This window comes from Mesorhizobium sp. C395A (genome assembly GCF_030323205.1).
Classification (GTDB): Bacteria; Pseudomonadota; Alphaproteobacteria; order Rhizobiales; family Rhizobiaceae; genus Mesorhizobium.
In genome coordinates this window covers 3,497,809-3,524,315 of record NZ_CP100473.1, presented here as the reverse complement: position 1 = coordinate 3,524,315, position 26,507 = coordinate 3,497,809, and the positions used below count along the sequence as shown (strand labels likewise).

Genomic DNA, 26,507 nt, shown 5'->3' with positions numbered 1-26,507 from the left:
GCGGAACTTTCAGCGACAGTTTGACCTCGGATGCAAGGTTGCCATGGCTGCCTCAAGGGGTTAACGGGTGCGAAAACCGCACCATCTGGACAGCAGGAACTGGACTATGGGCAAGGTAACAGGCTTTCTCGAAATCGACCGGCAGGTGCACAAGTACCAGCCGGCCTCCGACCGCATCCGGCATTTCCGCGAATTCACGCTGCCGATGTCGGACAAGGAGGTCGAGAAACAGGCCGCGCGCTGCATGGATTGCGGCATCCCGTTCTGCCACGGGCCGACCGGGTGCCCGATCCACAACCAGATCCCGGACTGGAACGACCTCGTCTACAATGGCGACTGGGACAATGCGATCCGCAACCTGCATTCGACCAACAATTTCCCCGAGTTCACCGGCCGCATCTGCCCCGCGCCCTGCGAGGAAGCCTGCACGCTGAACCTCGAGGACATTCCGGTTGCCATCAAGACCGTTGAACAGGCAATCGCCGACAAGGCTTATGAAACCGGCCATATCCGGCCTTATCCGCCGGAGAAGAAGACGGGCAAGCGGGTCGCTGTCATCGGCTCCGGCCCGGCAGGGATGGCGGCGGCGCAGCAGCTTGGCCGCGCCGGCCACGAGGTCAGCGTCTATGAGCGTGAGAGCCGTCCCGGCGGGCTGATGCGCTACGGCATTCCCGACTTCAAGATCGAGAAGCACTATATCGACCGCCGCATCGAGCAGATGCAGGGCGAGGGCGTGACCTTCCATTGCGGCGTCAATGTCGGCGTCGACAAGCCGGTGGCAGAGTTGCTCGCCGGATACGATGCGGTGCTCTATTGCGGCGGTTCGGAATCGCCGCGTCCGGCCAACATTCCGGGCGACGATCTCGGCGGCGTCTATGACGCCATGCCCTATCTGGTGCAGCAGAACCGTCGCGTCGGCGGCGAGCCGATCCAGTCGGTGGCCTGGCCGTCGCATCCGATCATCGCCGGCGGCCAGCATGTCGTCGTCGTCGGCGGCGGCGATACCGCGTCCGACTGCGTCGGCACCGCCTTCCGCCAGGGCGCGGTGCGCGTCACCCAGCTCGACATCCGCCCGCAGCCGCCGGAGAAGGAAGACAAGCTTTCAGTCTGGCCCTACTGGGCGACCAAGATGCGCACCTCGTCCTCACAGGCCGAAGGTGCGGAGCGCGAATTCCAGGTGGCGACGCTCGAATTCATCGGCGAGGACGGCCAGCTGACCGGCGTCAAATGCTGCGAAGTCGACGAGAAGCGCAAGCCGATCGCCGGCACCGAATTCGTCATCCGTGCAGACCTCGCCTTCATCGCCATCGGCTTTGCCGGACCGGCTGCCGCCGGCGTGGCGAAAGAGTTGGACGGTGAGATGAAAATCACCACCGACAGCCGCCGTTCCCGCAATGTCGAAGCCAACGATCGCGACTACAAGACCAGCGTCGACAAGCTCTACGCCGCAGGTGATGTGCGCCGCGGCCAGTCGCTGGTTGTGTGGGCGATCCGCGAAGGCCGCCAGGCCGCGCGCTCGATCGATGAAGCGCTGATGGGGTCGACGGTACTCCCCCGTTAACGGTTGATCGCCGTCGTCGTATCCGTCGCGGCAGCGGCCTTGGGCGGCCAGGAGAAGTCGTCGGCGCGACCGGGCGAGGCCTCGGGCGCCTTGCCTTCGAGGATTAGTTTTTCGCCGGGCAGATCCGGATTGGCTTTCGGCGCCGCCGCCGCACCGAGAAGCTCGGTCCCGCCGTCGAGCGCCGGATCGTTGAGCAGCATCGGAACGGTGCGGTCGACCACGATCGGGGCGGCGGGCAGCGACGGCGCCTCGACCGGGGCGCCGGCCGGTGCGGCAGCCGTCACCACGCTTCCTGGCGCTGCCAGGCCGAGGATCTTGGCCAGCGGCTTTTCGGTGTAGAAGGCGAGCTTTCGCTTGCCGGCTTTCGAGACGTTGATGCCGTCGTCGGAGCGCAGCCGCACGGCCTGGCCGTTAATGTCGGGGCCGGTCGAGACAAAGGCGCCGTTCTCGTCGACGAACCCATCCCAGACATCGACGAATTCGCCGCCGTTCTTCTCGGCAGCAGAGTGGTAGATGTCGTTGAAGGCGAGCATGTCGGAGGTCATCTTCGGCGTCTTGAAGGCTGGCATGCCGACCCACAGATAAGGCACCTTGGTCGCCGCCAGTGCCTTTCCCAAGGCTTCGGTCCGGCGTTCGTATTCCTTGGTCCAGTTCTCGGAGCGCGGCTGCTCGCGCACATCGTTGACGCGCATCTGCTGGCGGTCGTTGGAGCCGAGCATGACGACGACCACGGAGGGTTTTTCGGTCTCGACCAGCGATTTGACCTGTTCGGGCCAATTGTAGACATCATCGCGCACGAAACCCGAAGAACCGTTGGCGCGCTCGACGATCCTGACGTTGGCATTGTCGGCAAAGGCTGTTTCGAGGCCTTCGGCCAGGCCGTTGGCCATGAAATCGCCGATCACCAGAACGACGCGGGCATCCGGTGTCTTCTCGACAATCGGAGCGGAAGGTTCAAGGGGTGCACGGGGCTTCTTCTTGACCTTCGGCTTTGCCTTGCGGACGTCGAGCGGCGGCTCGATGCGTTCGCTGCGGCGCGGGAACAGAAGGTCGCGCAGCGACCAGCCGCGGTTCTGCGGTTGTTCCTGCGCCAAAGCCGGTGTGTGGAAACTGCCGGCGACCCCCGTCGCCAGGACAACGATGGCCAGAACGAGGATCGGCAAGCGGAAAACGATCACACGGATACGCGCTGCCGAAACCAAGCACCCTCTCCATCCCTTGGTGCATGGCCCTCGCAGAGGATCGTGCACACATCAATGCTACGGCATCCTTGTGCGCCGCAATGCGCGGCGCTGCCGATGGCTCTATTTCTTTCTGAGCCATTTGAGCACTTCCATGCTCGGATACCCGTCCTGGGTCAAGCCGACCGTTGCCTGATAGGTCATGATGGCGGTTTTCGTGCCGTCACCGATCTTGCCGTCGAACTTGCCGTCGTAAAGTCCGTGCTGCGAAAGCCGCTTCTGCAACTCCTGCCTTTCCTCGAAGGACAGTTTGGTGAAAGGCCGCTTCCAGTCCTGCACCAGACCATTAGAGCCGGCGATTTCGTCGGCAAGAAGGCCGACGGCCAGGGCATATTTGTCGGCGTTGTTGTAGGCCTTGATGACGGAGAAGTTCTTGATCATCAGGAAGGCCGGTCCGCCGCGGCCGTCCGGCACTTTCAGCGTCGCCTTGTCGGTTGCGTTCTTGAACGGCTTGCCATTGGCCCTGGCGACGCCGAGCGCCTGCCACTGCGCCAATGTCTTCGAGCCGGCCGGCAGTTTGCCCGCCGGAATGGTGACCTCGTAGCCCCAGGTCTTGCCGCCCTGCCAGCCATTCTTCTTCAGCAGATTGGCTGATGTCGCCAACGCATCGGGGATCGAATTCCAGATGTCGCGCTTGCCGTTGCCGTCCATGTCGACGGCATAATGCTGGTAGCTGGTCGGGATGAACTGGGTCTGGCCCATGGCGCCGGCCCAGGAGCCCATCAGGTGGCTTTCGTCGATGTCGCCGGTCTGCAGGATTTTCAGCGCGGCGACCAATTGGGTGCGGGCGAATTTCGAACGCTTCGGGTCGCCATAGGCGAGGGTTGCCAGCGAGCGGATGACATTGCGCATGATGTCGTCGCGCTTGAGGATCTCGCCATAATTCGATTCCATCGACCAGATGGCGAGCAGGATGTAGCGGTCGACGCCGAACCTCGCCTCGATCCGTTCCAGCCACGGCTTCCATTTCCTGGCCATCTGCTGGCCGACGGCAACGGACTGGTCGTGGACGCGGTTGTCGAAATAGTCCCAGGCAGGTGCGGTGAATTCGGGCTGGGTGCGTGCCTTTTCCAGCACCACCGGGTCGGGTTCATTGATGCCCCGGAACGCCCGGTCGTAGACCGCGCCGGAAACGCCGCCCGCCACGGCGGTGGCGCGGAAGCCGGCGACCCATTGCCGAAACCCGGCATCGGCGAAGGCCGGTCCGGCCGGCATCAGCAAGGCGAGCGAGAGGCTGGCCGCCGTCAGCACGCTGGTAAAGAGTTTTGCGGCACTGCGAACGGACATATTTTCCCCTTTCTTTATCTCAGGAAAGACCATTCATCGCCGAACCGGGTTAGCAATTGGTTTACCATAGGCGGCGCCTGGAACGAAAAGACACCTGGATGCTTTACCGGTTGATGTTTCCCTCAATGGCCCGATAATCCACAATTCCGGCGCGAAAATGTCGCGAGGCGGGATTGCCGGGCACGCCCTCAAACGGATAATTGACGCATGAAGCGAGTTCGCAAGGCAGTTTTCCCGGTCGCCGGTCTCGGCACACGGTTTCTCCCGGCCACAAAGGCCATCCCCAAGGAGATGCTGACCGTCGTCGACCGGCCCGTCATCCAGTATGTCGTTGATGAGGCGCGCGAGGCCGGCATCGAACATTTCATCTTTGTCACCGGCCGCAACAAGGCGGTCATAGAAGACCATTTCGATATCCAGTTCGAGCTCTATGATACGCTGGCACAGCGCGGCAAGGACGAGCAGTTGGCCCGCCTGCAGCGGCTGCAGCCGGCGCCTGGGCAGACCTCCTTCACCCGCCAGCAGGTGCCGATGGGGCTTGGCCATGCCGTCTGGTGCGCCCGTGAACTGGTCGGCGACGAACCCTTCGCGCTGTTGCTGCCCGACATGATCATGCAGTCGGAGAAGAGCTGCACGAAGGCCATGGTCGAGCTCTACGAGGAGACGGGCAACAACATCATCGCCGTGCAGGAATGCGATCCGGCCGAGACCCACAAATATGGCATTGTCGGCCGGGGCGAGGACACGCATCACGGCTTCCGCATCACCGAGATGGTCGAAAAGCCGAAGACCGGCACCGCACCGTCCAATCTCTACATCAACGGCCGCTACATCCTGCAGCCCGAGATTTTCAAGATCCTGGAAAGCCAGGAAAAGGGCGCCGGCAACGAGATCCAGCTCACCGACGCGATGCTGAAGCTGGAAAAGCAGCAGCCCTTCTTTGGCTACCACTTTCAGGGCCGCACCTTCGATTGCGGCTCGCCGGAAGGGTTCGTCGAGGCCAATGTCGCCTTCGCGCTGTGGCGCAGCGACATGAACGAGAACATGGCCGGCGTCATCCGCACGCTGCTCGATGAGATGAAGCCGTCCGAGCGTCGCGGCGCTGCTTTTTAGCTACCGCTGCAGCTTCAGCCCCAAATAGATGCTGTTGGCGGTGTAGTTGCGCCCGGGCAGATTGCTGGTCAGCTTTTCGGTGCGGGCGCGGCTGGTGAGACCGACGTAACGGTTCAGCCACCAGGTCAGCCCGGCCTCTGCACTCAGTGTCATGTCATGGCCGTCGGAGCCGGTGTAATTGCGCCAGTCGAGCCCAAGGGCTGCGTTGCCGGTCAGGTCGGCGCGGATCTGCCGCTCGCCGGTGAGGCGGCCGGAATAGAGGATGTCGCCGCTCTCACCGGCATTCGTTGTGCCTTCGACCGTGGTTCGCCCGGTGAGGCCGATGATGGTGCCGCGCTCGGGCGACCATTTGAGGTCGGCATTGATGGTGGCTCCCGAAATCGCCTCCAGGTTCTTGTCGTCGATCGCTTCCCGCAGCCAGCCGGCCGAGAACTCACCTTTGAGCTTCTCGCCCATGTCGACTTCGATACCGGCGCGTGCGCCAAGCCGGGTCGAAGAGCGCTCGAAGCCCTTGTTGTCGATCCGTTGGTCATATACCCGGCGGCCGAGCTCAATCTCGGCAAAGGGCGTCAGAGCCGGGGAAATTTCATAGCCGGTCCGCAACGTTGCGGTATAGAGCGTGTTGTCCTGGTCCTTCTGCGACAGCGAGGTGCCATCGGTAAGTTCGGCATCGCCATAGATGTCGTGGGTGACTGCGCCGGTCAGCGCAAAGCGCATCTTGCCAACGTCCTTCTCGACGCCGAGGCTGCCGTCGACCGTCTGGCGGATCGGCTGCGATTTGACGCCGGCAATGGCGTCGGGCGCGGAGGCCGATTCCGGCGCAATCTCGTAGCCGAGCTTGGCGATGGCGCGCAGTTCATTGTCGAGGTCGACATTGTACGTGCCTTGGATACGGCCGCGTGCCTCATTGATCTTCTGGCCCGAAATGGTGTTGCGGAAATTGCCGTAGCCGTCGATGACCGCCGAATTCTCGCGCCAATCGGAGGCGGCGGAGAAACGCAGCGCCGTTTCGGACAGCACCGCCGACTTGCCGCCAGCGCTGGAATCGGCGTTCGACGTGACGGCAACGCCCTGCTCGAGCGTCGGCCGCAGCAGGAACGAGCCGACCTTGATGCCGGTTGCCGCGTACGGGTCGTCCTCGAGCTTCTTCTTCTGGCCCTCGATGGCGTTGGTGCGCTCGGCGCCGGGGTCGAGCTTTCGTCGGTCGACGCCGTCGACGGTGAGGACACGGCGGTTAGCTGTGTCCTGATCGGCGTCGCCTGCCGCAGTGCCGTCCGGGGTCGTTCCGGTGGTGGTCTGGTCCGTGGCTTTGCCAGGCTTCTTCTTGTCGGCAGCCTTGGTTTTGTCCTTGGCCTGGTCTGCATCCGCGGCGGCGCGTTGCTTTGCCGTCGACGGACGGCGTGGCTGGACGGTTGGCGGCTTGTCGGCGAACGAATCGTCGATGGTCGCCGGCGGGTCGAAAATGCTGTTTGCGCCGGCCTGTGACGGGTCGGTGTCGTCAGGCAAGGCGCCATCGCTGGCCGGCACATAAGCGGTTGGCGTGTTTCCCGTGGGGGCGGGGTCGGCAGGGGCGGGCTTGACCTGCGTGCTGGCCTTGCTCAATTGCCTGGCCCGGCGCTGCTGGTCGGACAGGATCGCCGATTCCGAAACCTCGCCGCGCAGCTCGGTCTCCTGGGCATGAAGCGCAGTTGGCCGCAGCAAAGCGAGCACGCTCGTCGCCAGAAGCAGAGCGCAAAAGGCTCTGCCCGTTCGACCTTTTTTCTCTTGAGGCTGGGCCCGCGACATCGTCACCACTGCTTGCGCGGCGCAAGCGCGCCATACTTACCGAACCGTAAACGGGGATGGTTAACGGAGGGTTGAAGGGCGGCCTGTCGGACATGGCTGGACGGCAATTCTGTTGGACACGCGAACGGCAAAGCGCTAATCGCATCAGCCATGCATGCGGGATCCCAAGAAAAGAAGCCTTTGGAGGCTTCGATCGCCTCGGCGCTGAGAACGGTAGCCACGGAACAGGCCGGAGTGGCGGCATTGGCCGCCGCGCTGGAGAACGAATTGGCCGAACCTTTCGCCAGCGCCGTCGACATCGTGTCGCGCATCGATGGCCGGGTCATCGTCACCGGCGTCGGCAAGAGTGGTCATATAGGCTCCAAGATCGCGGCCACGCTGGCCTCGACCGGTACGCCCGCCTTCTTCGTCCATCCGGCGGAAGCAAACCATGGCGACCTCGGCATGATCGCCAGAGACGATGCCATCATCGCCATGTCATGGTCCGGCGAGAGCAAAGAATTGATGGGCATCGTCGCCTATTCCAGGCGCTTCTCGATCCCGCTGATTGCGATTACCGCGGGCGCGGCCTCGGCGCTGGCGCGCGCGGCCGACGTGGTGCTGCTCCTGCCGTCGGTGCCGGAAGCCTGTCCGCACGGTCTGGCGCCGACGACATCGACGCTTCTGCAGCTGGTCGTCGGCGATGCGCTGGCCATCGCGCTGCTCGAAGCGCGCGGCTTCACGCCCGACCATTTCCGCACCTTCCATCCCGGTGGCCAGCTCGGCGCCAATCTGACGCAAATCCACGAGATCATGCATGTCGGCGACAGGCTGCCATTGGTGGCTTCGGGCACCGGCATGCGCGAGGCGATCCTGGAATTGTCGAGCAAGGGATTCGGCTGCGTGGCCATCACAGCCGCCGACGGCGCTTTGGTTGGCATCATCACCGATGGCGACATCAGGCGCCACATCGGCAGCAATCTCATGGAAATGAGCGTCGATCAGGTGATGACGAAAAAGCCGAAGACGGCGACACCGGATACGCTGGTGGCGACGGCGCTGCAGATTATCAATAATTCGGCCATTACGAGCCTGATGGTGGTCGAAGGCAGGCGGCTCGTGGGACTGGTTCATCTGCACGACCTGCTGCGCATCGGCGCCGCCTGAAAAAATCAAAGGACGCGTCGCGTTCGGGAAGCCCTAGGCGACGCGGCCTGATTTTCCGGATCGAAAGCGCCATGCGCTTTCGAAATGTCAAACTGCCTCGACGGTCAGTTCCAGATCGGTGTCGGCCGAACTGACGACGCGCACCTGCGTGCCGGCCGGCAGGTCGGGACCGGAGACGCGCCACAGTGTGTCGCCGAGTTTGATGCGGCCGCGACCGTCCTTGATCGGCTCGGCCAGCGTTGCCATCCTGCCGACCAACTGCGCGCCGCGCCGGTTGAGCAGCGGCTGGTCGCTAGGGGTATTACGCCCACCAACCAGCTTCTTTCCGGCAAAGGCCGAGACCAGCGACAGGGCCAGGAAGGCGAGGACCTGGACTTCCCAGGCCCAGAAGCTTGCGTCCCAGACGAGCAGGGAAATCACACCGATCACCAATGCGGCGATGCCGATCCACAGCATGAATATTCCAGGCGCGATGACCTCCATCACCAGGAGGACGAAGCCCAGAACCATCCAGTTCCACGGACCAAGTTCGGAAATGATGCGGTCGAACATGGGAGTGCGCTCCTAGTTCTTGTTTGAGAGCATGATCTTTTCCGAAAACCGGCTCCCACTTTTCGGGATCATGCTCTTATGATCTCAGTTCTCGCCCGATCTCAGTTCTCGCTTGGGCGAACCACCGGAGGGCGGGCGGCCTGCCTGGCGGCGCCGGCGGTGCCTTCGCTGCGGAACACCTCCCTGGCGATCTCGCTTATGCCACCGAGCGTGCCGATCAGCGCCGAGGCTTCCATCGGCATCAGCACGACCTTGCTGTTGTTGGCGGTGCCGATCTTGCCCATCGCTTCAGTGTATTTCAGCGCCACGAAGTAGTTGAGTGCCTGCACGTCGCCCTTGGAGATGGCTTCCGATACAACCTGGGTGGCTCGCGCTTCGGCTTCGGCCGAGCGTTCGCGCGCCTCGGCGTCGCGGAAGGCGGCTTCCTTGCGGCCCTCGGCCTCGAGGATCTGCGACTGCTTGAGGCCTTCGGCGGCGAGGATCTGCGCACGCTTGTTGCGTTCGGCGGTCATCTGACGGCCCATCGATTCGATGAGGTTGGCCGGCGGATTGATGTCCTTGATCTCGACGCGGGTGATCTTGATGCCCCACGGATGCGCCGCTTCGTCGACGACGCGCAGCAGCCGTTCGTTGATGGCGTCGCGGTTCGACAGCAGTTCGTCGAGGTCCATCGAACCCATGACGGTACGGATGTTGGTCATCGTCAAATTGAGGATGGCGTTCTCCAGGCCGGCGACCTGGTAGGCGGCCTGGGCCGCATTGAGGATCTGGTAGAAGGCGATGCCGTCGACGCCCACAATGGCGTTGTCGCGCGTGATGATTTCCTGGCTCGGAACGTCGAGCACCTGCTCCATCATGTTCATCTTGGCGCCGATTCGGTCGACGAACGGCACGATGAGGTTGAGGCCGGGGCTTAGTGTTTTGGTGTAACGACCAAAGCGCTCCACCGTATAATTATAGCCTTGCGGGATTGTCCGGATGCCTTTGATAAGAAGCACCAACACCAGAAAGGCAAGCGCACCAATCGCAATACCGAAACCACTGAAGTCCATTTGTATCTCCCTCAGATGCCGGCCATGGCGTTGATTCCATGCAACCGACTTCACCAAACACTTAGGTGTGTTTCAATAATGTTACAATCAGGTGATCGTTGATTATTAGTGCATGGAATAGCGCAACTGCGGCGATCGATCGCCGCAACGTGGCGGCCTCAGACCCAGCCCGATAGCTCGCGCCGCACCATCGCCTCGATCACCGCCATGCCTTCTGCACTGTCGTTCAGGCACGGGATGTGGGCGAATTTCTCGCCGCCGGCGTGATGGAAGGTCTCGGCCGCCTCGCGGCCGATTTCGTCCAGCGTCTCGATGCAGTCGACGGAAAAGCCTGGGTTGACGATGGCGATCGATTTCACGCCGTCCTTCGCCAGTTTCTCGACCGTCTTGTCGGTGTAGGGCTGCAGCCATTCCTGGGCGCCGAAGCGCGACTGGAAGGTGATGATCAGCTTCTTTTCATCCCACCCCAGTCGTTCACGCAACAGCCGTGTCGTCTTCTGGCAGTGGCAGTGATAGGGATCGCCCTTCTCGAAATAGGGCTTCGGGATGCCGTGATAGGAGGTGATGACCACCTCGGGCTCGAAGTCTAGCGTTGCCAGATGCCGTTCGATCGAATGGGCGAGCGCCTCGATGTAGACCGGCTCGTCATAGTAGGGCGGAACACTGCGCACGGCAGGCGCGCGGCGCATCTTCATCAAGGCGCGAAACAGCTGGTCGTTGGCGGTCGCGGTGGTGGTCGCGGAGTATTGCGGGTAGAGTGGGAACGACAGGATGCGGTCGCAGCCTTGTTCGACCAGCCTTTGAGCGACGCTCGCGGTCGAGGGGTTGCCGTAGCGCATCGCCCAGTCGACCACGACATCGGGTAGGTCGATGAGCGCTGCGGCCAGCTTTTCGCTCTGCGCGCGGGTGTAGGTGCGCAGCGGCGACTCGTTCCTCTCGCGGTTCCATATCCTGGCGTAATTGGCGCCGGACTTGTTCGGTCTCGTGGTCAGCACCAAGCCGTAGAGGATCGGATACCAGATCGCCTTGTTGAGCTCGATAACGCGCGGATCGGACAGGAATTCGCGGAGATAGCGCCACATCGGCTTGAAATCAGTACCGTCCGGCGTGCCGAGATTGACCAACATGACGCCGATCTTGCCTGCCTTTACCGGCGGATGTCCGGCCGGCAGCGGGTCGAGCGCTTTCGCGGCTTTGGGGTCGACAGGCGTGGAAAGCGTCATGAAGGTCTCCCGACACCGCGAAACCGACGATGTCGGGCGAACCTAGCAATGTGGCGCGAGTTTTCAATGCCGCGTCTGGCCGCACCTTACCCTGAAAGCCAAAAACCCGCCCGTTTTGCCGGACGGATTTTGTTGGTCGCAAGCGCGAAGCGAGGTTACTTCGCCGGAATGGTCAGGGTCGCGCCGACCGGAAGCCGGCGTGGCTCGTAGCCTTTGTTGGCCTCGGAGATCACCTTCCACTTGGCGCCGTCGCCATAGGCCTTCTTGGCGAGATCCCAAAAGGTATCGCCGGCGACGATGACATGGCTGGCTTCGGCCGGGGCGGCGTCAGCCGGCTTTGCCGGAGCAGGTGCGGCTTCAGCCGGTTTTGCCGGTTCGGCCGGATTCGGCGTTGCCGGGGCGGTTTCCGCCGGGACAGTCGGCGGCGTGGTGGTGATGTCGCCGGAGCCTGCCGGCAATGCGGGCATCGCCGGCTCCGCCGGTGCAGCCTCGGCCGGTTTTGCCGGTTCCGCTGGAGCAGGTGCCGGTTCGGCTGGTTTTGCCGGCTCGGCGGCCGGGGCAGCCGCTACGGTTGCGGCAACCTCGGTGATGCGGCCGTCGAGCTTGGGCGTGTAGGGCCGGTGCGCGGCGAGATAGTCGGCAACCACCTGTTCGAGGCCGGGGCCGTAATCATAGGCGTTCTTGGCCTTCTCGGCGAAGACCTTGTAGCCGTCGCCGCCCTGGCGGACATAGTTGTTGGTGGCGACCAGATAGTCCTTGTCCGGGTTGATCGGCGCCCAGGCGCCGCCTTCCATCACCTCGACCGACTTGACGCGGCCGGCATTGGGCGCGACCGACTTGTCGAATGAGTATTTCAGACCTGCCACTTGCGGGAAGCGGCCGCCGCCGTCCTCGACCTGGCTGACGCCGTTTTCCAGCCCGGCAACCAGATCCTTGCCGGAAATCTGGAAGGTCGCCAGCGTGTTCTGGAACGGCAGCACGGTCAGCACCTCGCCCATGGTGACGGTGCCTTTATCGATGGAAGCACGCAAGCCGCCGCCATTGGAGACGACGATCTCGACGCCCTGTCCCTTGACACGGTCGAGGATGGCGTCGGAGACGAGGTTGCCCATCGCGCATTCCTTGGTGCGGCAGCTTTCGCGGCTGCCGTCGATGGCCTCGGTGGTCTCGGCCACTTCCTTGTTCTTCAGCGCCTCGATCGGCGCACCGAGTTCCTTGATGCGGGCAAGAACGGCCGGATCGGGAATGATCGACTTGTCGAGGAAGATCGGGTCGCCGCTGGCTTCCTTGACGTTGCCATTGTCGTCGAACACGACCTTGAATTCGCCGAGATATTTCGAATAGGACGCGGCCTGCACGACAGGCACCTTGGAGCCGTCGGGGTTGTCGACCATCGTCGGATAGGGGCCTTCCGCCTTCGGGTCGGTGTTGGACAGAAGCGAATGGCTGTGGCCGCCGACCACCACATCGATGCCCGGGATCTTGGCGATGACATCGCGCTCGCGCCTGTAGCCGATATGGGTGACGGCAATGATCTTGTTGACGCCTTGCGCCTTCAGCTTCTCGACCTCGGCGGTGATCGACTTGACGTCGTCCTCGATGGTAATGTTGGGGCCGGGAGAGGCGAGTTCCGGCGTGTCGTTGGTCACGGCGCCGACAATGCCGATCTTCTGGCCGCCGATCTCAAGCACAATCGACGGCTTGATCTTGCCTGCGGCGCCGGACTTGTCGTTGGGCACGACATTGGCGCTGACGATCGGGAACTTCGCCTTGTCGAGATAAGGCACCAGCGCGCTCTCGCCATCGTCGAATTCGTGGTTGCCGAGCGTCACCGCGTCGGGCTTGATCTGATTGAGGAATTCCTCCTCCGCCGTGCCCTTGTAGGTGATGTAGAACAGCGATCCCTGAAAGCTGTCGCCGGCATTGAGCAGCAGCACGTTCTGGCCTTCGAGCTTCTTGCGCTCCTGTGCGATCGCGGTGACCAGCCGGCCGGCGCCGCCGATGCACTCACCCTTGGTCTCTTCCTCGGCCGAGCAGGTCGACTCGTATTTGTTGTTGCCTTCGATGCGGCTGTGCCAATCGTTGAAATGCAGGATGTTCAACGTATAGTCGGCAAAGGATGGTGCGGCCGACAGGCCGAGTGTCGAGGCAGAGAGGGCGGCAATGGCGGCGAGCTTCTTCATCTTCGTCTCCCGGATATGATCAAAGGCGTTTAACGCTCTTGCCCGACTGCAGGATAACAGCCAGCATTTCGGGTATGTTCACATCGCGGTTGTGGCGATGCAAGAAGAATCAGGGCGGATAACCGGCATCGGTTTGCCGGCATAAAAAAGGCGGCGGCATCGCGCCGCCGCCATCCGCAAAGCCGCATGGGAAAGGTTCAGCCGCGCCTGGTCAGCACGAAGTTCTGCCCGGCGGAGCTGGTGCAATTCAGCTGGTTTATGGACACCAGCAGGCAGTTGAAAGCGATTGGCTGCTGCCGGATCAGCGAGGTTCCGTTGATCTCGACCGAGGTGGCGCCGGTCTTGGTGTAGCTGCCGTCAGCGAATTTCTCACCGGTCTCCGCCGAAACGGTGGTGAAGACGCCGCCGTTCAATGTCGAGACCGCCTTGCCTTCTGCGTTCAGCCATGAGCCTTCGACGCCTCGCGCCTGCGATGAGATCGGTGGCCCGTCGGAGCCGCCGGTGGTGCAGGCGGCAAGCATCGTCGCAAGAACGCCCGCCGCGCCCGCAGAAAGAATTTTGCGCGCAATCGTCATATCAAATCCTCTCCTGACGCATCGGCCCAATCGTCAAACGACGTTTTGGGGAACACGATGTGCGTGGCCTCAAGTTTCCAGAGCCGTCCCTCGTGCGTCCAAATGGATGCACACTGCTTTCGTCCGCATCCCTTCAATCGCCCGATTTCCGGGCGATTGCAAGGCAGTGAGGCAGGGGTATGGAACCGCTATCGAACGAGGATGTTGCGGAATTGCCACGGGTCGCTTTTGTCGAGGTCTTCGGGAAACAGGCCCGGACGGTTATCGAGCGGCGTCCAGTCGGTGTAGTAGCCCTTGACCGGTCCGAGATACTGGGACTGCACTTCCAGGCAGCGCTTGTAGTCCATCTCGTCGGCCTCGACGATGCCGGCTTCCGGGTTTTCCAGCGCCCAGACCATGCCGGCGAGCACGGCCGAGGTGACCTGCATGCCGGTAGCGTTCTGGTAGGGCGCCAGCTTGCGGGCTTCGGCCAGCGACAGCTGCGAACCGTACCAGTAGGCGTTCTTGGCATGGCCGTAGAGCAGCACGCCAAGCTCGTCCACGCCATCGACCAGCTCGTTTTCGTCAAGCACATGGTGGACCGGCTGCGGCTTGCCGGCAGCGCCGAACATTTCGTGGAGTGACAACACGGCGTCGTTGCAGGGGTGATAGGCATAGTGGCAGGTCGGGCGGTATTGCACCTTCCCCTTCTTCGACCGCACGGTGAAGAAGTCGGCGATCGAGATCGCCTCATTGTGCGTCACCAGGAAACCGTATTGCGCGCCCGGCGTCGGGCACCAGGAGCGCACGCGGGTGTTGGCGCCGGGCTGTTCGAGATAAATCGCAGCCTTGGAGCCATGCTTGTGCTCCTTGCCGTTCTTCGGCATCCATCTCTCATGCGTGCCCCAGCCGAGCTCGGCCGGCTGCAGCCCTTCCGAGATGAAACCCTCGACCGACCAGGTGTTCCAAAACACGTTCATCGGCTTCGGCTTCTTGGTGCGCTGGGTGTCGCGCTCGGCGATGTGGATGCCCTTGACGCCGGCCTTCTTCATCAGCTTCGCCCAGCCGTCACGGTCGTCCTGCGCCGGTTCGGAAAATTCGAGGCCGAGGTCGCCGGCAAGGTTCAGCAGCGCCTGCTTGACGAACCACGAGACCATGCCCGGATTGGCGCCACAGGTCGAAACCGCGGTAGCGCCGCCGGGCTTGTCGTGCTTCTCCTTGATCAAGGCTTCGCGCAGCGCGTAGTTGGTGCGGCTGGCATTGTCGGCCTTGGCGTCGAAATAGAAGCCGAGCCACGGCTCGACGACGGTGTCGATGTAGAGCACGCCGAGCTTGCGGCAGAGCCGCATCAGGTCGACCGAGCCGGTATCGACCGACAGATTGATGCAAAAGCCCTGGCCGCCACCATTGGTCAAAAGCGGCGTCAGCAGTTTCTTGTAGTTCTTCTCGGTCACGTGCTCCTGGACGAAGGCGATGCCGCGCTCGTCGAGCAGCTTGCGGTCGGTGTCGAGCGGGTCGATGACCGTCATGCGCGACTTGTCGAATTTGAAATGGCGCTCGATCAGAGGCAGCGTTCCCCGTCCGATCGAACCAAAGCCGATCATCACGACAGGGCCGGTGATTTCACCGTAAACGGGCCAGTTTTCATTCGCCATTTTATCGAGCACTCCTTCAAGCAACGCGCCAAAACGGCCGTTCGACCGCCGCGCGACAAACCATAGATCATTGTCACAATAAAGCGAAAAGCAGGGATAAGGTTAGTTCCCGGCCGCCCAGATACGCCTACGGTTCGAGCAGTTTCGCGAATTCCGGTGTGAACAGCGCTTGTGCTTCGGAGACCGGCATTTCAACGAGATCGCCGCCGCAAGCCTGGATGACGTTGGGCAAACCTTGCAGGCCGAAGACCAGAACCTGCCTGTCGCCATCGCGCTTCAGGCTGGCGCCGAGATAGTCGCTGATCAAATCGTCGATGCCGCATTCGGCCTCGTAATCCACCTCGGCCTGGTCGCTTGGCTTCTTGCGGTTTTCCCTGACGAAGGCGGCCAGCGAGGGGCCTGGCTTGCCGTCGCCCGTATCGGAAAACATGTCCTGAAGGGTAAGCAAGGCGCCACGGCGCACGTCCATGACATAGGCGTCGGAATAGTTGTTCGGATGCGCACCGCCGCAATAGAGGCTGCCGGATTCCGACCAGCTCATCAGCTTCGGCGTCAATGACGTCACTTTGGACGTCGTGTCTTCGTAGCCGCCAAGCGAATCGTCATCCATGCCCTCCATCGGTGGTCCATCGTGGAAGCCGGCGTATTGCAGCGCCGCGCACGTCAAGGCGCTGAGGCTGTCATGCCAATGGCGGTTCTGCAGCAAGGCATTGGCGGCTTCGATCGGCGCACCGCCGGCGAGATCGACGATGCGCGGCCTGGCGAATTTGGTGCGTGGATCGGTGACATAGTTGTAGGCTGCATCCGGCCAACCTTCCTTGGCGTCTGCCTTGGGCGCGAAATCCAGCTTGAGATAGTCGTAGGGCGATACCGCCATGGTGATCGGCGCATCGTCACCCGAGAATGTCATATCGGTGAAATCATAGAGATCGCGTGGCGTCGTCGCCGGCGTCTCCGTCTGGGCACGGCTGGCGAACCTTGTCAGCTTCAGCGGCAGGGTCTTTTTGGCCGTCCAGGTGCCTTCCAGCGTCTTGCCCTTGTCGGCGGAACTCAACCGCCAGACGGCGCCGATGGCTGGAGCCTGGCCGTCGCCGCACTTCTTGGCATCGCAGGCTTCTTCCTCGGCCAATTGAAAGGTGGCGCCCTTGCTCGACTTCGCCTGCAGAGGAATATCGACGCCCTTGGAGCGGTAGAAATAGCGGCCCGCCAGTGCCTCTCCAGCCGTCGCCGGATCACCGGTAAACTCGACGACGATGTCGATGTTGCCGAGCTTCCCCGCATAGGTCACCGGTTCCGCATGCGCTGTTGCCGGCAACGCCAGCAATGCACCGAGCAGGACGGCTAGCTTCAGAACATGTCGGATCATCGTCACTCCTGAGCCATGGTTTGCAGGCGTTGCACCAGCCGGTCACGGTCTGATGTCATCCCCTTATAGTCGAGTTGAGCCTCATCCAGCGCCTGCAATTGCGCCGCGAAAGAGGCGGCAAGCGTTGCCCGGTCGGGATGCCGCGCCAGCACTTTCAGCGGGTCGAGATGAATGCGGATGGTGAACAGGATGTCGCGCGACAGAGGCAGTTTGCGCAGCGTCTGGCGCTCGACGCGGATGAAGGCGTGGGCGTTGACGTCGCCGTCGGGAAATCGCGAGGGGCGGTTGGTGGCACGGTCGATGCGCTCGACATTGGAGAGCGGATGATAGAGCGCGTCGCCGGCCTGGATCGACCAGTTGAAGCGTTCGACGGCCTGGCCCTGCAGGCCGTCGAACATGCGGTTGATGAGCTCGGCCGGCCTGGTGCCCGGACCGAAGCCCGGCACCGGTGCGTGGATCTGCTGCAGCGGCCGGCCGAATTTCTCGACCAGCGACCAGGATGACGGGAAACACAGCGAGCCGGCGGCGAGCCGCCAGCCGGTGTCGTCACGGCGCATCAGGATCAGGTCTTCCTGGACGAGCAGCGACGCTGCGACCAGCGGGGCATCGGGGATGGTGGCGTCAGAGTCGGCTTTGGCGCCAATGACCTCAACCCCGGCATTGGTGCGCCGGTACATCCCGGGAAATGTCGACAGCAGATGTGCTTCGATGAGGCCGCGCACTTCGCGCTGGGCGTCGCGCGTGCCGTCTTCCTCGACAAACACCTTGTCGGGAATTTCGGCATACAGCCGGCGCTTTTCGGCGAGATGGTCGAAGAGATACCGGTCGACCTCGATCCATTTGTCGAGCTCGAGCGGCTTCAGCCCGATGGTGAAGAGCTTTGAGGAGCCATCATAGGGCGTGTGCGTGGGCTGAGGAGAATTCATGCTTCGCTAGAAAGTGTCCAATGCCCGCTGTTATTCTCGCAGCCGCTTCGTATCAGGCCAATGTTGCCGGGATCAAGCCGCGCAGAGAATTGCCGACGAACAGTGTTTTGGCGGATTTCAACTCGTCATAGCTGTAGATCGCCTCCTGGGCGCGGCCTTCGTCCAGCAGCTCGGCGCGCAATACGCCAGGCAGCAGGCCGCAGTCGAGCCTGGGTGTCATCAGCATGCCATCACCGAAATCGGCGAAGACGTTGGTGATGGTGCCTTCGCAGATTTCACTGCGCTCATTTGCGAGCAACACTTCGTCGGCCTGGGTGATCAGATATTCGGAGCGGGCGTGAGTGTAGACTTGCCGCCGGCCGGTCTTGTGGCGCAGCAGCGTGTCGGCCGAGGAGAGCCGCACCCGTGCCAGCTGCAGCCGCCAGACCTTGTCGGCGGCGAACGGCTCATAGGCCTGGACCGAGGCGGTCACTTCGCCATTGCGCTGCAGGACGAGCCGGGTGCGCAGCGCCGTCTGCTGCGCCCCGATAGTATTCGCCAGCACCTCGCCGATCCGCTGCGGATCGCAGGCAAAGCCGAGTTCTTCCGCCGAGCCGTAAAGGCGCGCGAGATGGCGTTCGAAGCGCAGAAAGCCCTGGCCGGGCTCCCAGCGCATCGTCTCGATCAGCTCGAAATCGGCGGTGTCCCCGTCGCGAAGCGCGCCTTCAGCAGACACTCCTGATACTCCTCTTGCGCCGTCGAATCGAAGACGACGCCGCCGCCGACATTGTAAACGGCCTCGCCACTGGAAAAGAGCGATATAGTGCGGATCGCCACCGAAAAGCGCATCATGCCGCCAGGCGCGATCCAGCCGATGGCGCCGCAATAGACGTCGCGCGGTGTCTCTTCCAGCTCGTGCAGGATTTCCATGGCGCGGATTTTCGGTGCGCCGGTAATCGAGCCACAGGGAAACAGCGCGCCAAAGATTTGGCGGATGCCGAGACAAGGCAGAAGCTTCGCCCGCACACGGCTCACCATCTGATGGACGGTCGGGTAGCTCTCGATGCGGAACAGTTCCGGCACTTCCAGCGTGCCGATCTCGCTGATCAGGGAGATGTCGTTGCGCAGGAGATCGACGATCATCCGGTTCTCGGCCTGGTTCTTTTCGTCGTTGCGCAAGAAGGACTTCAACCGCGCGTCCTCGGCCTTGGTCGCGCCGCGCGGTGCGGTACCCTTCATCGGATGGGTTTCGATCATGCCTTCGGCATCGATCGCGAAGAACAGCTCGGGCGAACGCGACAAGACGATGGGATCGCCGAGCGAAATCAGCGCGCCATACTTGACCGGCTGGCGTCCTGTCAGTGCGTCGAAGGCAGCAAGCGGATCGCCCGACCATTGGGCACGGACCGGAAAGGTCAGGTTGCCTTGGTAGCAATCGCCCTTGCGGATGTGGTCGTGGAGGCGCGCGAAGCCTTTGGCGTAGTCCTGAGCGGACCAACTGGCCCTGGCGTCGAAGATGGGGCCATTGGTGGCAGGCGCATCGTTGCGCGGCACCGCCTCTTCGACCGAAGCATCGAAGACACCCAGACAAACCAGTGGCGCGCGCCGGCCTTCAGGCAGCAGCGGCACCAGTTTCGGTTCGAGCAGATAGCCCGCTTCGTAGGAGAAATAGCCGGCCAGCCATTTGCCGGCATCGCTCGCCGCCTGCGCGGCCGCCAGCGCCGGCAGAAAATCCTTGGCATCATAGGCAATGATGATGTCGGCCGGGTGGTCGAAGACCAACTGACGGCCGCTTTCATCGTTGCGGAAAATGGCAGAGGGCAGGGGCATGGGGCTCGGGTACTGCGGTCGATGACGCCAGAACCGCTCTATATGGGGGCCGGGCGGCGCGCAATCGAGGGAGCGGCGTCGCAGGGCGCAAAGACAGTGGCGAATGCAAAAACAAAGACGGCGCCCGAAAGCGCCGCCTTCTGGTTATGTTGCCGATGACGGATCAGCTGTTGTTGGCGGTCCCGGCGCTCGGGAATTGGCGTGCGAACTCCTTTTCGTCGCCGGCGGCAAGCAGCTTGGCCTGCTCGACCCACTTTTCGCGGGCGACGCGGCCGTCGAAATTCAGCGTGTCCTCGATGCGCTTGACGTCGGCCGCGGTCCAGCCGGCGATCTGCGCGTAGGTCGTGACGCCAAGGCCCTTGAGCAGTTTGTCGTTGACCGGGCCGATACCGATCAGGCGACGCAGATTGTCGGCCTTCCCAGCTGCCGGGGCGGCCTTCTTCGGGACGGCGGCGGGCTTTGAAGCCGCGGTTTTGGGCGCGGCCTTGGCGGCGGCAGGTTTGCTGGCCGCTGGTTTTGCGGCCGCGGATTTGGCCGCAGCTGGTTTGGTCGCGGCGGGTTTGGCGGGGGTCGGTTTCGCGGCCGGGGCGGACTTGGCCGTTGCCGCTGTCGATACCAGCGCGGCCGGCGCCGAACTTGAAGGCTTGGCGGATGGAGTCGATGTTTCACGCAGCCGGCGTTCGAGATCGGCGCGGGTCTTGCCGCAGGCGTCGAGTTCGCCAGTCAGGCGATCGGCGTCGGCGCGCAGTCTGTCACGCTCGCTGCGGGTGCGGTCGAGATCGCCGCGCAGGCTGTCAAGTTCGCCGCGCAGCCGGCCCCAGATAAACCAGCCAACCAACACACCTACAAGGAACGCCAGGACAATGTAAAAGAAGGTCATCGTCTCTCTCCAGTCGGATCCGTCCGCCGCCGTCCCAAGTCATGACCTTGGCAGATCGGATCATCCAATGTGGTTCGGCGGCTCAGGGAACAGCCGGTCTGTCGTCGAGTGTCGGCGTTCGGCTTTCCGCCCATTGCCAACCGTCGCTGTCGCATTCGTCAGACCGCTGCCATGGGCCGGGATACTGTCCGGCCTTAAGCCGCGCGCCCGGCTGAGCTTCAGTCGGAAAGCTATCATACGGCTTCGGGAAAGCTAACGGAATTTTCGCCGGAGAGTTATTCAAGAACAGATATTTAGAACAAGAACAGAGCTGCCGTCACATGCATTCCGGCTAAACTGTTCTGCGATTCTGCAAAGTCGAGGCCGCTGCTGAACCTGCCACTCTGCGCCATCGGTCCAATGGGTGCGCGCATTAACTGTCGAGCGCTTCCAACTCGTCGATCAGGCCGCCGATCACGCCAAGCCCGATCTGCCAGAAGGCGGGGTCGGTTGCGTCGAGGCCGAAGGGGGCGAGAAGTTCGGAGTGATGCTTGGTGCCACCAGCGCGCAGCATCTCGAAATACTTATCCTGGAAGCCGTGCTCGGCGTTCTGGTAGACCGCGTAGAGCGAGTTCACCAGGCAGTCGCCAAAGGCATAGGCGTAGACGTAGAAGGGGGAGTGGACGAAGTGCGGGATGTAGGTCCAGAAGACCTCATAGCCCTCGCGCAGCTTGATCGCCGGCCCCAGGCTTTCTGCCTGCACCTCGAGCCAGAACTGGCCGAGCTTGTCGGAGGTCAGTTCGCCGTTCTTGCGCTCTGCATGCACCTTGCGCTCGAACTCGTAGAAGGCGATCTGGCGCACGACCGTGTTGATCATGTCCTCGACCTTCTGGGCGAGCATCGCCTTGCGCTCGCGCTTGTCGGTGGTCTGATCGAGCAGCGAACGGAAGGTCAGCATCTCGCCGAATACCGAGGCCGTCTCGGCCAAAGTCAGCGGCGTCGAAGCCATCAGGGCGCCCTGGCCGCCGGCCAGCACCTGATGCACGCCGTGGCCGAGTTCATGCGCCAGCGTCATCACATCGCGCGGCTTGCCCATGTAGTTGAGCAGCACGTAAGGGTGCGCCGAAGGCACGGTCGGATGGGCGAAGGCGCCGGGCGACTTGCCGGGCCTGACCGGCGCGTCGATCCAGTTGCGGTCGAAGAAGACGCGGGCGATCTCCGCCATATCGGGGGAAAAGCGCTGATAGGCCGACAGCACGGTGTTCCTGGCGTCGTCCCAAGGGATCACGGCCTGCGGCGTTTCGGGCAAGGGGGCGTTGCGGTCCCAGTGGTTCATCACCTCCATGCCGAGCCAGCGCGCCTTCAGCGCGTAGTAGCGATGAGACAGGCGCGGATAGGCCTCGCGCACGGCCGACGCCAGCGCATCGACCACGCTGCGCTCGACGCGGTTGGCGAGATGGCGTGAATCGGCGATGTCCTCGAAGCCGCGCCAGCGGTCGGAAATCTCCTTGTCCTTGGCCAGCGTGTTGGTGATCAGCGTGAAGGTGCGCAGGCTCTTGCGGAAGGTTGCGGCCAGCGCTTCGGAGGCGCGGCGGCGGACCTCCCCATCGGCGTCCTGGAGGCGGTTCAGCGCCGGCTCCAGCGTCAGTTCCTCGCCGTCTATGTCGAAGCGCAGATCGGTCATCGTCTCGTCGAACAGCCGGTTCCAGGCACCGCGTCCGGTGATCGATTTCTCATGGAACAGCTGCTCGACCCGGTCCTCGAGCTGGTAGGGCTTGTCCATTCTGAGGTCGAGCACCCAGGGGCGGTAATGGGCAAGGCCGGCGTCGGCGGCGAGGGCGGATTCGAGCGCCTTGTCATCGATCAGGTTCAGCTCCAGCGCGAAGAACAGAAGATGCGCGCTGGCGTCGGTCATCTTTTCCTGGATGTCGCCATAGAGCTTTGCGCGCTGCGGATCGGCGGTGTTGCCGGCATAGATCAGGCCGGCATAGGAGACGATGCGGCCGATCAGTTCCTCCAGCGCCTCATAGGCTGTCAGCGCCTCGCCAAGCCTGCCGGCGCTGCCGCGCCCGGCCTCCGCAGCCAGTGTGCCCTTCCAGCGGTTCTCGAAGGCGACGGCATCGGCCGCCGCCTTGGCAAGGTCACGCTTCAGTTCGGGCGCCTCCATGCCGGAATAAAGATCGGCGAGATTCCATTCCGGCAGGTCGCCGAGTTCTGCCGCGCCCTGACCGGACGCTACCGCCGCAAGCTGCCGACCGAGAATCCTGCTCATCAACAATTACCTTCTGGAATCAAGGGGAAAGGACAAGCCGGTCAAATCCTAAGGAATTCGTTCACCGGGTTTTTTGAAACCTTGTTTAGAACCCTGTGCCAAGATGATCCATGGGAATTTCCCAGGCGGGCAACTCAAATCAGTCATGACAGGTTCCATTCTTATAGTCGATGACGATCCCGTGCAGCGCCGGCTGCTCGAAGCGGCGGTGACGAAATTCGGCCACAGCGCCATCGTTGCCGATGGCGGCGAGGCCGGTCTGAGCGCGCTTGACGAACCCAATGCGAGGGATATTTCGGCAGTCATCCTCGACCTTGTCATGCCGGGCCTCGACGGCATCGGCGTGCTGAAGGCGATGCGCGAGCGCGGCATCACTGTTCCCGTCATCGTGCAGACTGCGCAGGGCGGCATCGAAACGGTGGTTTCGGCGATGCGCCACGGAGCTTTCGATTTTGTCGTTAAGCCGGCGTCTCCCGACCGGCTGCAGACCGCGATCGGCAACGCGCTCAAGGTCGAGGCCGTCGAGGACGAGGTCAAGCGCACGTCGCGGCGTCGCGGCGGCCACCTGACATTCAAGGACATGATTACGCACAGCCCGGCGATGGACCGGGTGATCCGCCTCGGCCAGAAGGCTGCGGCCTCCAACATCCCGATCCTGATCGAGGGCGAATCGGGCGTCGGCAAGGAACTGGTGGCGCGCGCCATCCAGGGCAGCGGCGAACGCCGCACAAAGCCGTTCGTCACCGTCAATTGCGGCGCCATCCCCGACAATCTGGTCGAATCGATCCTGTTCGGTCACGAAAAAGGTTCGTTCACCGGCGCCACCGAAAAGCACACCGGCAAGTTCGTCGAGGCGCATTCGGGCACCCTGTTCCTGGATGAGATCGGCGACCTGCCGCTCGACGTGCAGGTCAAGCTGTTGCGCGCCGTGCAGGATGGCGAGGTCGATCCGGTCGGCGGCCGTTCCACCGTCAGGGTCGACATCAGGCTGATCTCGGCCACGCACCGCAACCTTCTGCAGCAGGTCAAGGACGGCAAGTTTCGCGAGGACCTGTTCTACCGGCTCAACGTTTACCCGATCGTCGTGCCGCCGCTGCGCGACCGCCGCGACGACATCCCCTATCTGGTCAAGCATTTCATGGACAAGGTGGCGCCGGCGGGCAATCGCCTGCACGGCATCTCGGATGCCGCACTGGCCATGCTGCAGGCCTATGATTGGCCGGGAAACATCAGGCAGCTGGAAAACGCCGTGTTCAGGGCCTCGGTGCTTGCCGAAGGCGATGTGCTCACGACTGACGAATTTCCGCAGATCCGGGCGCAGGTCGACGGCACCGTGAATCTCGACGCCGATGCGTCCTTGTCGGACCCCGGCATGGCCTTGAGCACCGGATCGCAAGGCGATGGCGCGCAGACTGATGACGCCGGTACTGCAGCTGCCGAGCTCGCCCCTCCGGCCAGGTTGCTTCAGCGTTTCGGCACATTGAGGGCGCTGGACGAGCGTGGCAATGTGCGTGCGCTGGCCGATGTCGAACTCGAAATGATCAAGCTCGCCATCGACCATTACAACGGCCAGATGAGCGAGGTCGCACGGCGTCTCGGCATCGGCCGCTCGACGCTCTACCGCAAGCTCAAGGAATACGGCATCGACCCGGAAACCGGCCGCCTCGACCGCCTTGCCTCCTGAACGCCGAATTCCACAGCTTGCCAACGCAAGGCCGGGACCAGCTTGCCATGCCACATCCGGCGCTGCATAAGGGTTGGGGCGGGAATATGGCTGATGCGGACAGCGTTGTTCACGCATTAAGGCCAGCGGTAACAGATCGTGTAGCGGGAAAAGGCTGAATCTTGATCTAAACCAGCAGTTTACCAAGAAATCCTGTGTATTATTTTTGACGGGATATCGCCACGGTGTTACCGCATTTCGGCTTCAATAAGCGATGATTAACCATTAGGATCGATATTCGGATGTGAGAACCACGCATCCGTTTGGACAAATCCGGGGACAAACGGCAGCCTGCAAGGCCTTTTGATTTGAACAAAGTCGAACGACACAGAAACGGGCGGCGCGATCACATGGGCGTCTGGCCGAGATGGCTGGCAGCGTTGATCGTTGCGTTCGCTTTCCTCGCCGCAACTGCTGCCGGCGCTAGCGCTGAAACGCGCTCGCTCAAGCTCTATCACCTCCACACGCACGAAAAGGCCGAGATCGTCTACAAGCGCAATGGCCGCTACGATCCGGCAGGCCTCAGGAAGATCAACATCATCCTGCGCGACTGGCGTCGCAACGAACCGACCAAGATGGATCCGCGCCTGCTCGATCTGGTGTGGGAAGCTTACCGGCAGGCCGGCGCCACCGACTATATCCAGGTCGTCTGCGGCTATCGCTCGCCGTCGACCAATTCGATGCTGCGCAGCCGCAGCCGCGGTGTCGCCAAGGAAAGCCAGCATATGCTGGGCAAGGCGATGGACTTCTACATTCCGGGTGTGCCGCTGAAAAAGCTGCGCAACATCGGCCTCAAGATGCAGGGCGGCGGCGTCGGCTACTATCCGTCGTCGGGTTCGCCCTTCGTCCACATGGACGTCGGCAATGTGCGACATTGGCCAGGCATCAGCCGCCAGGAACTGGTCAGCCTGTTCCCCAATGGCAAGACGCTGCATGTGCCGAGCGACGGCAGGCCGTTGCCGGGTTATGACCAGGCGCTCGCCTCCTACAAGGCGCGCAAGGGCGCCGGTTCTCCTGCCATCATGATGGCCAGCGCAGGCGGCAGCACCAAGAAATCCGGTGGCTTCCTGTCCGCTTTCTTTGGCGGTGGCGGCGAAGACGAAGCCGACGACAGCGCCGATGTCGCTACCGCCGCGCCGCCGCCGAGAAGCGTGAAGCCGGTGCTGGCTGCCACGAGCAACAACAACAGCAATCTGCCTGGCATCGCGATCGTGTCGCCGCAGAACGCCAAGCGCGCCAACATTCCGCAGCTTGCCGACGACAGCGCTGACGATTCGGAGCCGCAGGACACGCCGGAGACGATCATCGCCGCGCTGCCCGCCAAGGAAGTGCCGCTGCCCGCTTTCGCACCGCGGCCGAAGGCCGATGTCGGCGCGCAACAGCCTGAGACCGTGCCGTTCGGCGTGGCCGATGCCACCACCGAACAGACGGTGGCGACGGCGCAGGCGCCGGCCAATGTGCCGTTCGGCACGGCCGATGCGAGCAATGCCGACCAGGGGGCCGATCAAGCTGCCGCTCCGGCGCAGGTCGCGGTGAACGTCCCGTTGCCGACCTGGCGTCCCGACCGCTCTTCGCCGCCGGCTGAGCTTGCGCCGCAGGACGAGGGCGTTCTGCTGGCGCTGGCCGATACGGCTGCCCACAAGCAGAGCGCAACCGACGCGTTCTCGGTGCTGCCGTCGCAGCGTCCGGACGAGGTCAAGGCGGTTCTCGAACAGGCCAGCGCCGCCGATACAGCCGGTGCTACCGACGACTATCAGGTCGCCTCGCTCGAGCCGCGCTCGGCGTTCAACGATCCGTCAGGTGTCGATGCCGCATCGCCGCGCGGTGCTATTGCTGCCCGTCCCGCCGGTACCGATCCGGCCTCAGTGATCGGCGCCGGCGTCAAGACGACACGCAAGGAAGCCAGGGCTTCGGCCCGCGACCTGAAGCCAGGACCGAAGGCAGTGGTGGTGGCGGCCGAACCGCAGGCGGCCCGCTGGGCGCTGAGCAGCGGCGACAACATCGCCACCGTTTCCAGCCCGACGACAGCGCCGCGCTATGCATACAACATCGTGCATACGCCGCCGAGCGAGGTCTACACCGCAGGCTTCCAGGCGGACAACCAGATGGCCGATGCCAACCGCTTCACCGGCAATGCCGTGAAATTCCTTTCGGTCGCCCGCTTCCAGACGAAGTAAGAGCTCGACGGGGTAAACATCGA

The 26,507-nt window shown here is 62.9% G+C and carries 20 protein-coding genes; 5 read left to right on the top strand and 15 right to left on the bottom strand.

All coding sequences use genetic code 11. From position 1 onward, the window contains the following. The first annotated feature begins 106 nt into the window (after positions 1-106). Positions 107-1,561 carry a glutamate synthase subunit beta gene (locus tag NLY37_RS17230; RefSeq protein WP_023671207.1) on the top strand — a complete coding sequence of 485 codons (1,455 nt, stop codon included), beginning with the start codon at positions 107-109 and terminating at the stop codon, positions 1,559-1,561. On the opposite strand, the gene NLY37_RS17225 is transcribed toward NLY37_RS17230, so the two are convergent. Next, positions 1,558-2,763, bottom strand: coding sequence for an SGNH/GDSL hydrolase family protein (locus NLY37_RS17225; RefSeq protein WP_023714037.1), 1,206 nt, complete (start codon positions 2,761-2,763; stop codon positions 1,558-1,560). The two genes, NLY37_RS17230 and NLY37_RS17225, sit on opposite strands and share 4 nt — an antisense overlap. 102 nt (positions 2,764-2,865) lie before the next feature. After that, positions 2,866-4,089: a lytic murein transglycosylase gene (locus tag NLY37_RS17220; RefSeq protein ID WP_023714036.1), complete on the bottom strand. Its 1,224-nt coding sequence runs from the start codon at positions 4,087-4,089 to the stop codon at positions 2,866-2,868. 207 nt (positions 4,090-4,296) lie between these two features. Here NLY37_RS17220 and galU point away from each other — a divergent pair, with 207 nt between their 5' ends. Further along, entirely contained in the window at positions 4,297-5,202 is a 906-nt protein-coding gene (gene galU / locus NLY37_RS17215; RefSeq protein ID WP_023714035.1) for a UTP--glucose-1-phosphate uridylyltransferase GalU, read from the top strand. Here galU and NLY37_RS17210 read toward each other — a convergent pair whose 3' ends face one another. Continuing rightward, positions 5,203-6,987 carry an outer membrane beta-barrel protein gene (locus NLY37_RS17210; protein ID WP_031245949.1) on the bottom strand — a complete coding sequence of 595 codons (1,785 nt, stop codon included), beginning with the start codon at positions 6,985-6,987 and terminating at the stop codon, positions 5,203-5,205. A 150-nt stretch (positions 6,988-7,137) separates the two neighbouring features. On the opposite strand from NLY37_RS17210, the gene NLY37_RS17205 reads away from it, so the two are divergent. Further along, on the top strand, positions 7,138-8,133 hold the full coding sequence (locus tag NLY37_RS17205) for a KpsF/GutQ family sugar-phosphate isomerase (protein WP_023740958.1): 996 nt from the start codon (positions 7,138-7,140) through the stop codon (positions 8,131-8,133). A gap of 87 nt (positions 8,134-8,220) precedes the next feature. Here NLY37_RS17205 and NLY37_RS17200 read toward each other — a convergent pair whose 3' ends face one another. The 12 genes from NLY37_RS17200 to NLY37_RS17145 all read right to left on the bottom strand — a co-directional run bounded on the left by NLY37_RS17200 (position 8,221) and on the right by NLY37_RS17145 (position 22,584). Then, the gene (locus tag NLY37_RS17200) at positions 8,221-8,685 is read right to left on the bottom strand and encodes an NfeD family protein (RefSeq protein WP_023671953.1); all 465 of its coding nucleotides are present in this window, start codon (positions 8,683-8,685) and stop codon (positions 8,221-8,223) included. Between the two features lie 101 nt (positions 8,686-8,786). Continuing rightward, positions 8,787-9,737, bottom strand: coding sequence for an SPFH domain-containing protein (locus tag NLY37_RS17195; protein ID WP_023671952.1), 951 nt, complete (start codon positions 9,735-9,737; stop codon positions 8,787-8,789). 158 nt (positions 9,738-9,895) lie between these two features. Continuing rightward, the gene (gene hemH / locus NLY37_RS17190; RefSeq protein ID WP_023740959.1) at positions 9,896-10,960 is read right to left on the bottom strand and encodes a ferrochelatase; all 1,065 of its coding nucleotides are present in this window, start codon (positions 10,958-10,960) and stop codon (positions 9,896-9,898) included. Between the two features lie 155 nt (positions 10,961-11,115). Beyond that, positions 11,116-13,143, bottom strand: coding sequence for a bifunctional metallophosphatase/5'-nucleotidase (locus NLY37_RS17185; RefSeq protein WP_023740960.1), 2,028 nt, complete (start codon positions 13,141-13,143; stop codon positions 11,116-11,118). 197 nt (positions 13,144-13,340) lie between these two features. Further along, entirely contained in the window at positions 13,341-13,718 is a 378-nt protein-coding gene (locus NLY37_RS17180; protein WP_023671949.1) for an Omp10 family outer membrane lipoprotein, read from the bottom strand. A 188-nt stretch (positions 13,719-13,906) separates the two neighbouring features. Further along, positions 13,907-15,352: a homospermidine synthase gene (locus NLY37_RS17175; RefSeq protein ID WP_023740961.1), complete on the bottom strand. Its 1,446-nt coding sequence runs from the start codon at positions 15,350-15,352 to the stop codon at positions 13,907-13,909. Positions 15,353-15,479: 127 nt separating this feature from the next. After that, positions 15,480-16,718, bottom strand: coding sequence for a hypothetical protein (locus tag NLY37_RS17170; RefSeq protein WP_023740962.1), 1,239 nt, complete (start codon positions 16,716-16,718; stop codon positions 15,480-15,482). Positions 16,719-16,720: 2 nt separating this feature from the next. Further along, the gene (locus tag NLY37_RS17165; RefSeq protein ID WP_023740963.1) at positions 16,721-17,644 is read right to left on the bottom strand and encodes a heme-dependent oxidative N-demethylase family protein; all 924 of its coding nucleotides are present in this window, start codon (positions 17,642-17,644) and stop codon (positions 16,721-16,723) included. Positions 17,645-17,696: 52 nt separating this feature from the next. Continuing rightward, on the bottom strand, positions 17,697-18,359 hold the full coding sequence (locus NLY37_RS17160; RefSeq protein ID WP_031245950.1) for an aminotransferase class IV family protein: 663 nt from the start codon (positions 18,357-18,359) through the stop codon (positions 17,697-17,699). Continuing rightward, positions 18,308-19,453, bottom strand: a complete 1,146-nt coding sequence (locus NLY37_RS17155) for an aminodeoxychorismate synthase component I (protein WP_023740964.1) — start codon at positions 19,451-19,453, stop codon at positions 18,308-18,310. Before NLY37_RS17155 ends, NLY37_RS17160 begins: the two co-directional genes overlap by 52 nt. A gap of 163 nt (positions 19,454-19,616) precedes the next feature. Beyond that, positions 19,617-20,333 carry a helix-hairpin-helix domain-containing protein gene (locus NLY37_RS17150; protein ID WP_023740965.1) on the bottom strand — a complete coding sequence of 239 codons (717 nt, stop codon included), beginning with the start codon at positions 20,331-20,333 and terminating at the stop codon, positions 19,617-19,619. 412 nt (positions 20,334-20,745) lie between these two features. Next, positions 20,746-22,584 carry a M3 family oligoendopeptidase gene (locus NLY37_RS17145; RefSeq protein WP_023740966.1) on the bottom strand — a complete coding sequence of 613 codons (1,839 nt, stop codon included), beginning with the start codon at positions 22,582-22,584 and terminating at the stop codon, positions 20,746-20,748. Between the two features lie 145 nt (positions 22,585-22,729). On the opposite strand from NLY37_RS17145, the gene NLY37_RS17140 reads away from it, so the two are divergent. Continuing rightward, positions 22,730-24,268: a sigma-54-dependent transcriptional regulator gene (locus NLY37_RS17140; protein ID WP_023740967.1), complete on the top strand. Its 1,539-nt coding sequence runs from the start codon at positions 22,730-22,732 to the stop codon at positions 24,266-24,268. Between the two features lie 389 nt (positions 24,269-24,657). Next, positions 24,658-26,484 (top strand): peptidoglycan L,D-endopeptidase MepK, encoded by a 1,827-nt coding sequence (gene mepK / locus NLY37_RS17135; protein WP_023733474.1) that lies wholly within the window; start codon positions 24,658-24,660, stop codon positions 26,482-26,484. Positions 26,485-26,507: the final 23 nt, after the last annotated feature.

Coding starts and splice junctions, on each gene's coding strand:
- hemH (WP_023740959.1), bottom strand. CDS start 10,960: ATGACGCTTTCCACGCCTGTCGACCCCAAAGCCGCGAAAGCGCTCGAC.
- NLY37_RS17210 (WP_031245949.1), bottom strand. CDS start 6,987: ATGTCGCGGGCCCAGCCTCAAGAGAAAAAAGGTCGAACGGGCAGAGCC.
- NLY37_RS17180 (WP_023671949.1), bottom strand. CDS start 13,718: ATGACGATTGCGCGCAAAATTCTTTCTGCGGGCGCGGCGGGCGTTCTT.
- NLY37_RS17165 (WP_023740963.1), bottom strand. CDS start 17,644: ATGAATTCTCCTCAGCCCACGCACACGCCCTATGATGGCTCCTCAAAG.
- NLY37_RS17220 (WP_023714036.1), bottom strand. CDS start 4,089: ATGTCCGTTCGCAGTGCCGCAAAACTCTTTACCAGCGTGCTGACGGCG.
- NLY37_RS17145 (WP_023740966.1), bottom strand. CDS start 22,584: ATGAGCAGGATTCTCGGTCGGCAGCTTGCGGCGGTAGCGTCCGGTCAG.
- NLY37_RS17230 (WP_023671207.1), top strand. CDS start 107: ATGGGCAAGGTAACAGGCTTTCTCGAAATCGACCGGCAGGTGCACAAG.
- NLY37_RS17155 (WP_023740964.1), bottom strand. CDS start 19,453: ATGCCCCTGCCCTCTGCCATTTTCCGCAACGATGAAAGCGGCCGTCAG.
- galU (WP_023714035.1), top strand. CDS start 4,297: ATGAAGCGAGTTCGCAAGGCAGTTTTCCCGGTCGCCGGTCTCGGCACA.
- NLY37_RS17175 (WP_023740961.1), bottom strand. CDS start 15,352: ATGGCGAATGAAAACTGGCCCGTTTACGGTGAAATCACCGGCCCTGTC.
- NLY37_RS17195 (WP_023671952.1), bottom strand. CDS start 9,737: ATGGACTTCAGTGGTTTCGGTATTGCGATTGGTGCGCTTGCCTTTCTG.
- NLY37_RS17205 (WP_023740958.1), top strand. CDS start 7,138: ATGCATGCGGGATCCCAAGAAAAGAAGCCTTTGGAGGCTTCGATCGCC.
- NLY37_RS17140 (WP_023740967.1), top strand. CDS start 22,730: ATGACAGGTTCCATTCTTATAGTCGATGACGATCCCGTGCAGCGCCGG.
- NLY37_RS17200 (WP_023671953.1), bottom strand. CDS start 8,685: ATGTTCGACCGCATCATTTCCGAACTTGGTCCGTGGAACTGGATGGTT.
- mepK (WP_023733474.1), top strand. CDS start 24,658: ATGGGCGTCTGGCCGAGATGGCTGGCAGCGTTGATCGTTGCGTTCGCT.
- NLY37_RS17185 (WP_023740960.1), bottom strand. CDS start 13,143: ATGAAGAAGCTCGCCGCCATTGCCGCCCTCTCTGCCTCGACACTCGGC.
- NLY37_RS17170 (WP_023740962.1), bottom strand. CDS start 16,718: ATGATCCGACATGTTCTGAAGCTAGCCGTCCTGCTCGGTGCATTGCTG.
- NLY37_RS17150 (WP_023740965.1), bottom strand. CDS start 20,333: ATGACCTTCTTTTACATTGTCCTGGCGTTCCTTGTAGGTGTGTTGGTT.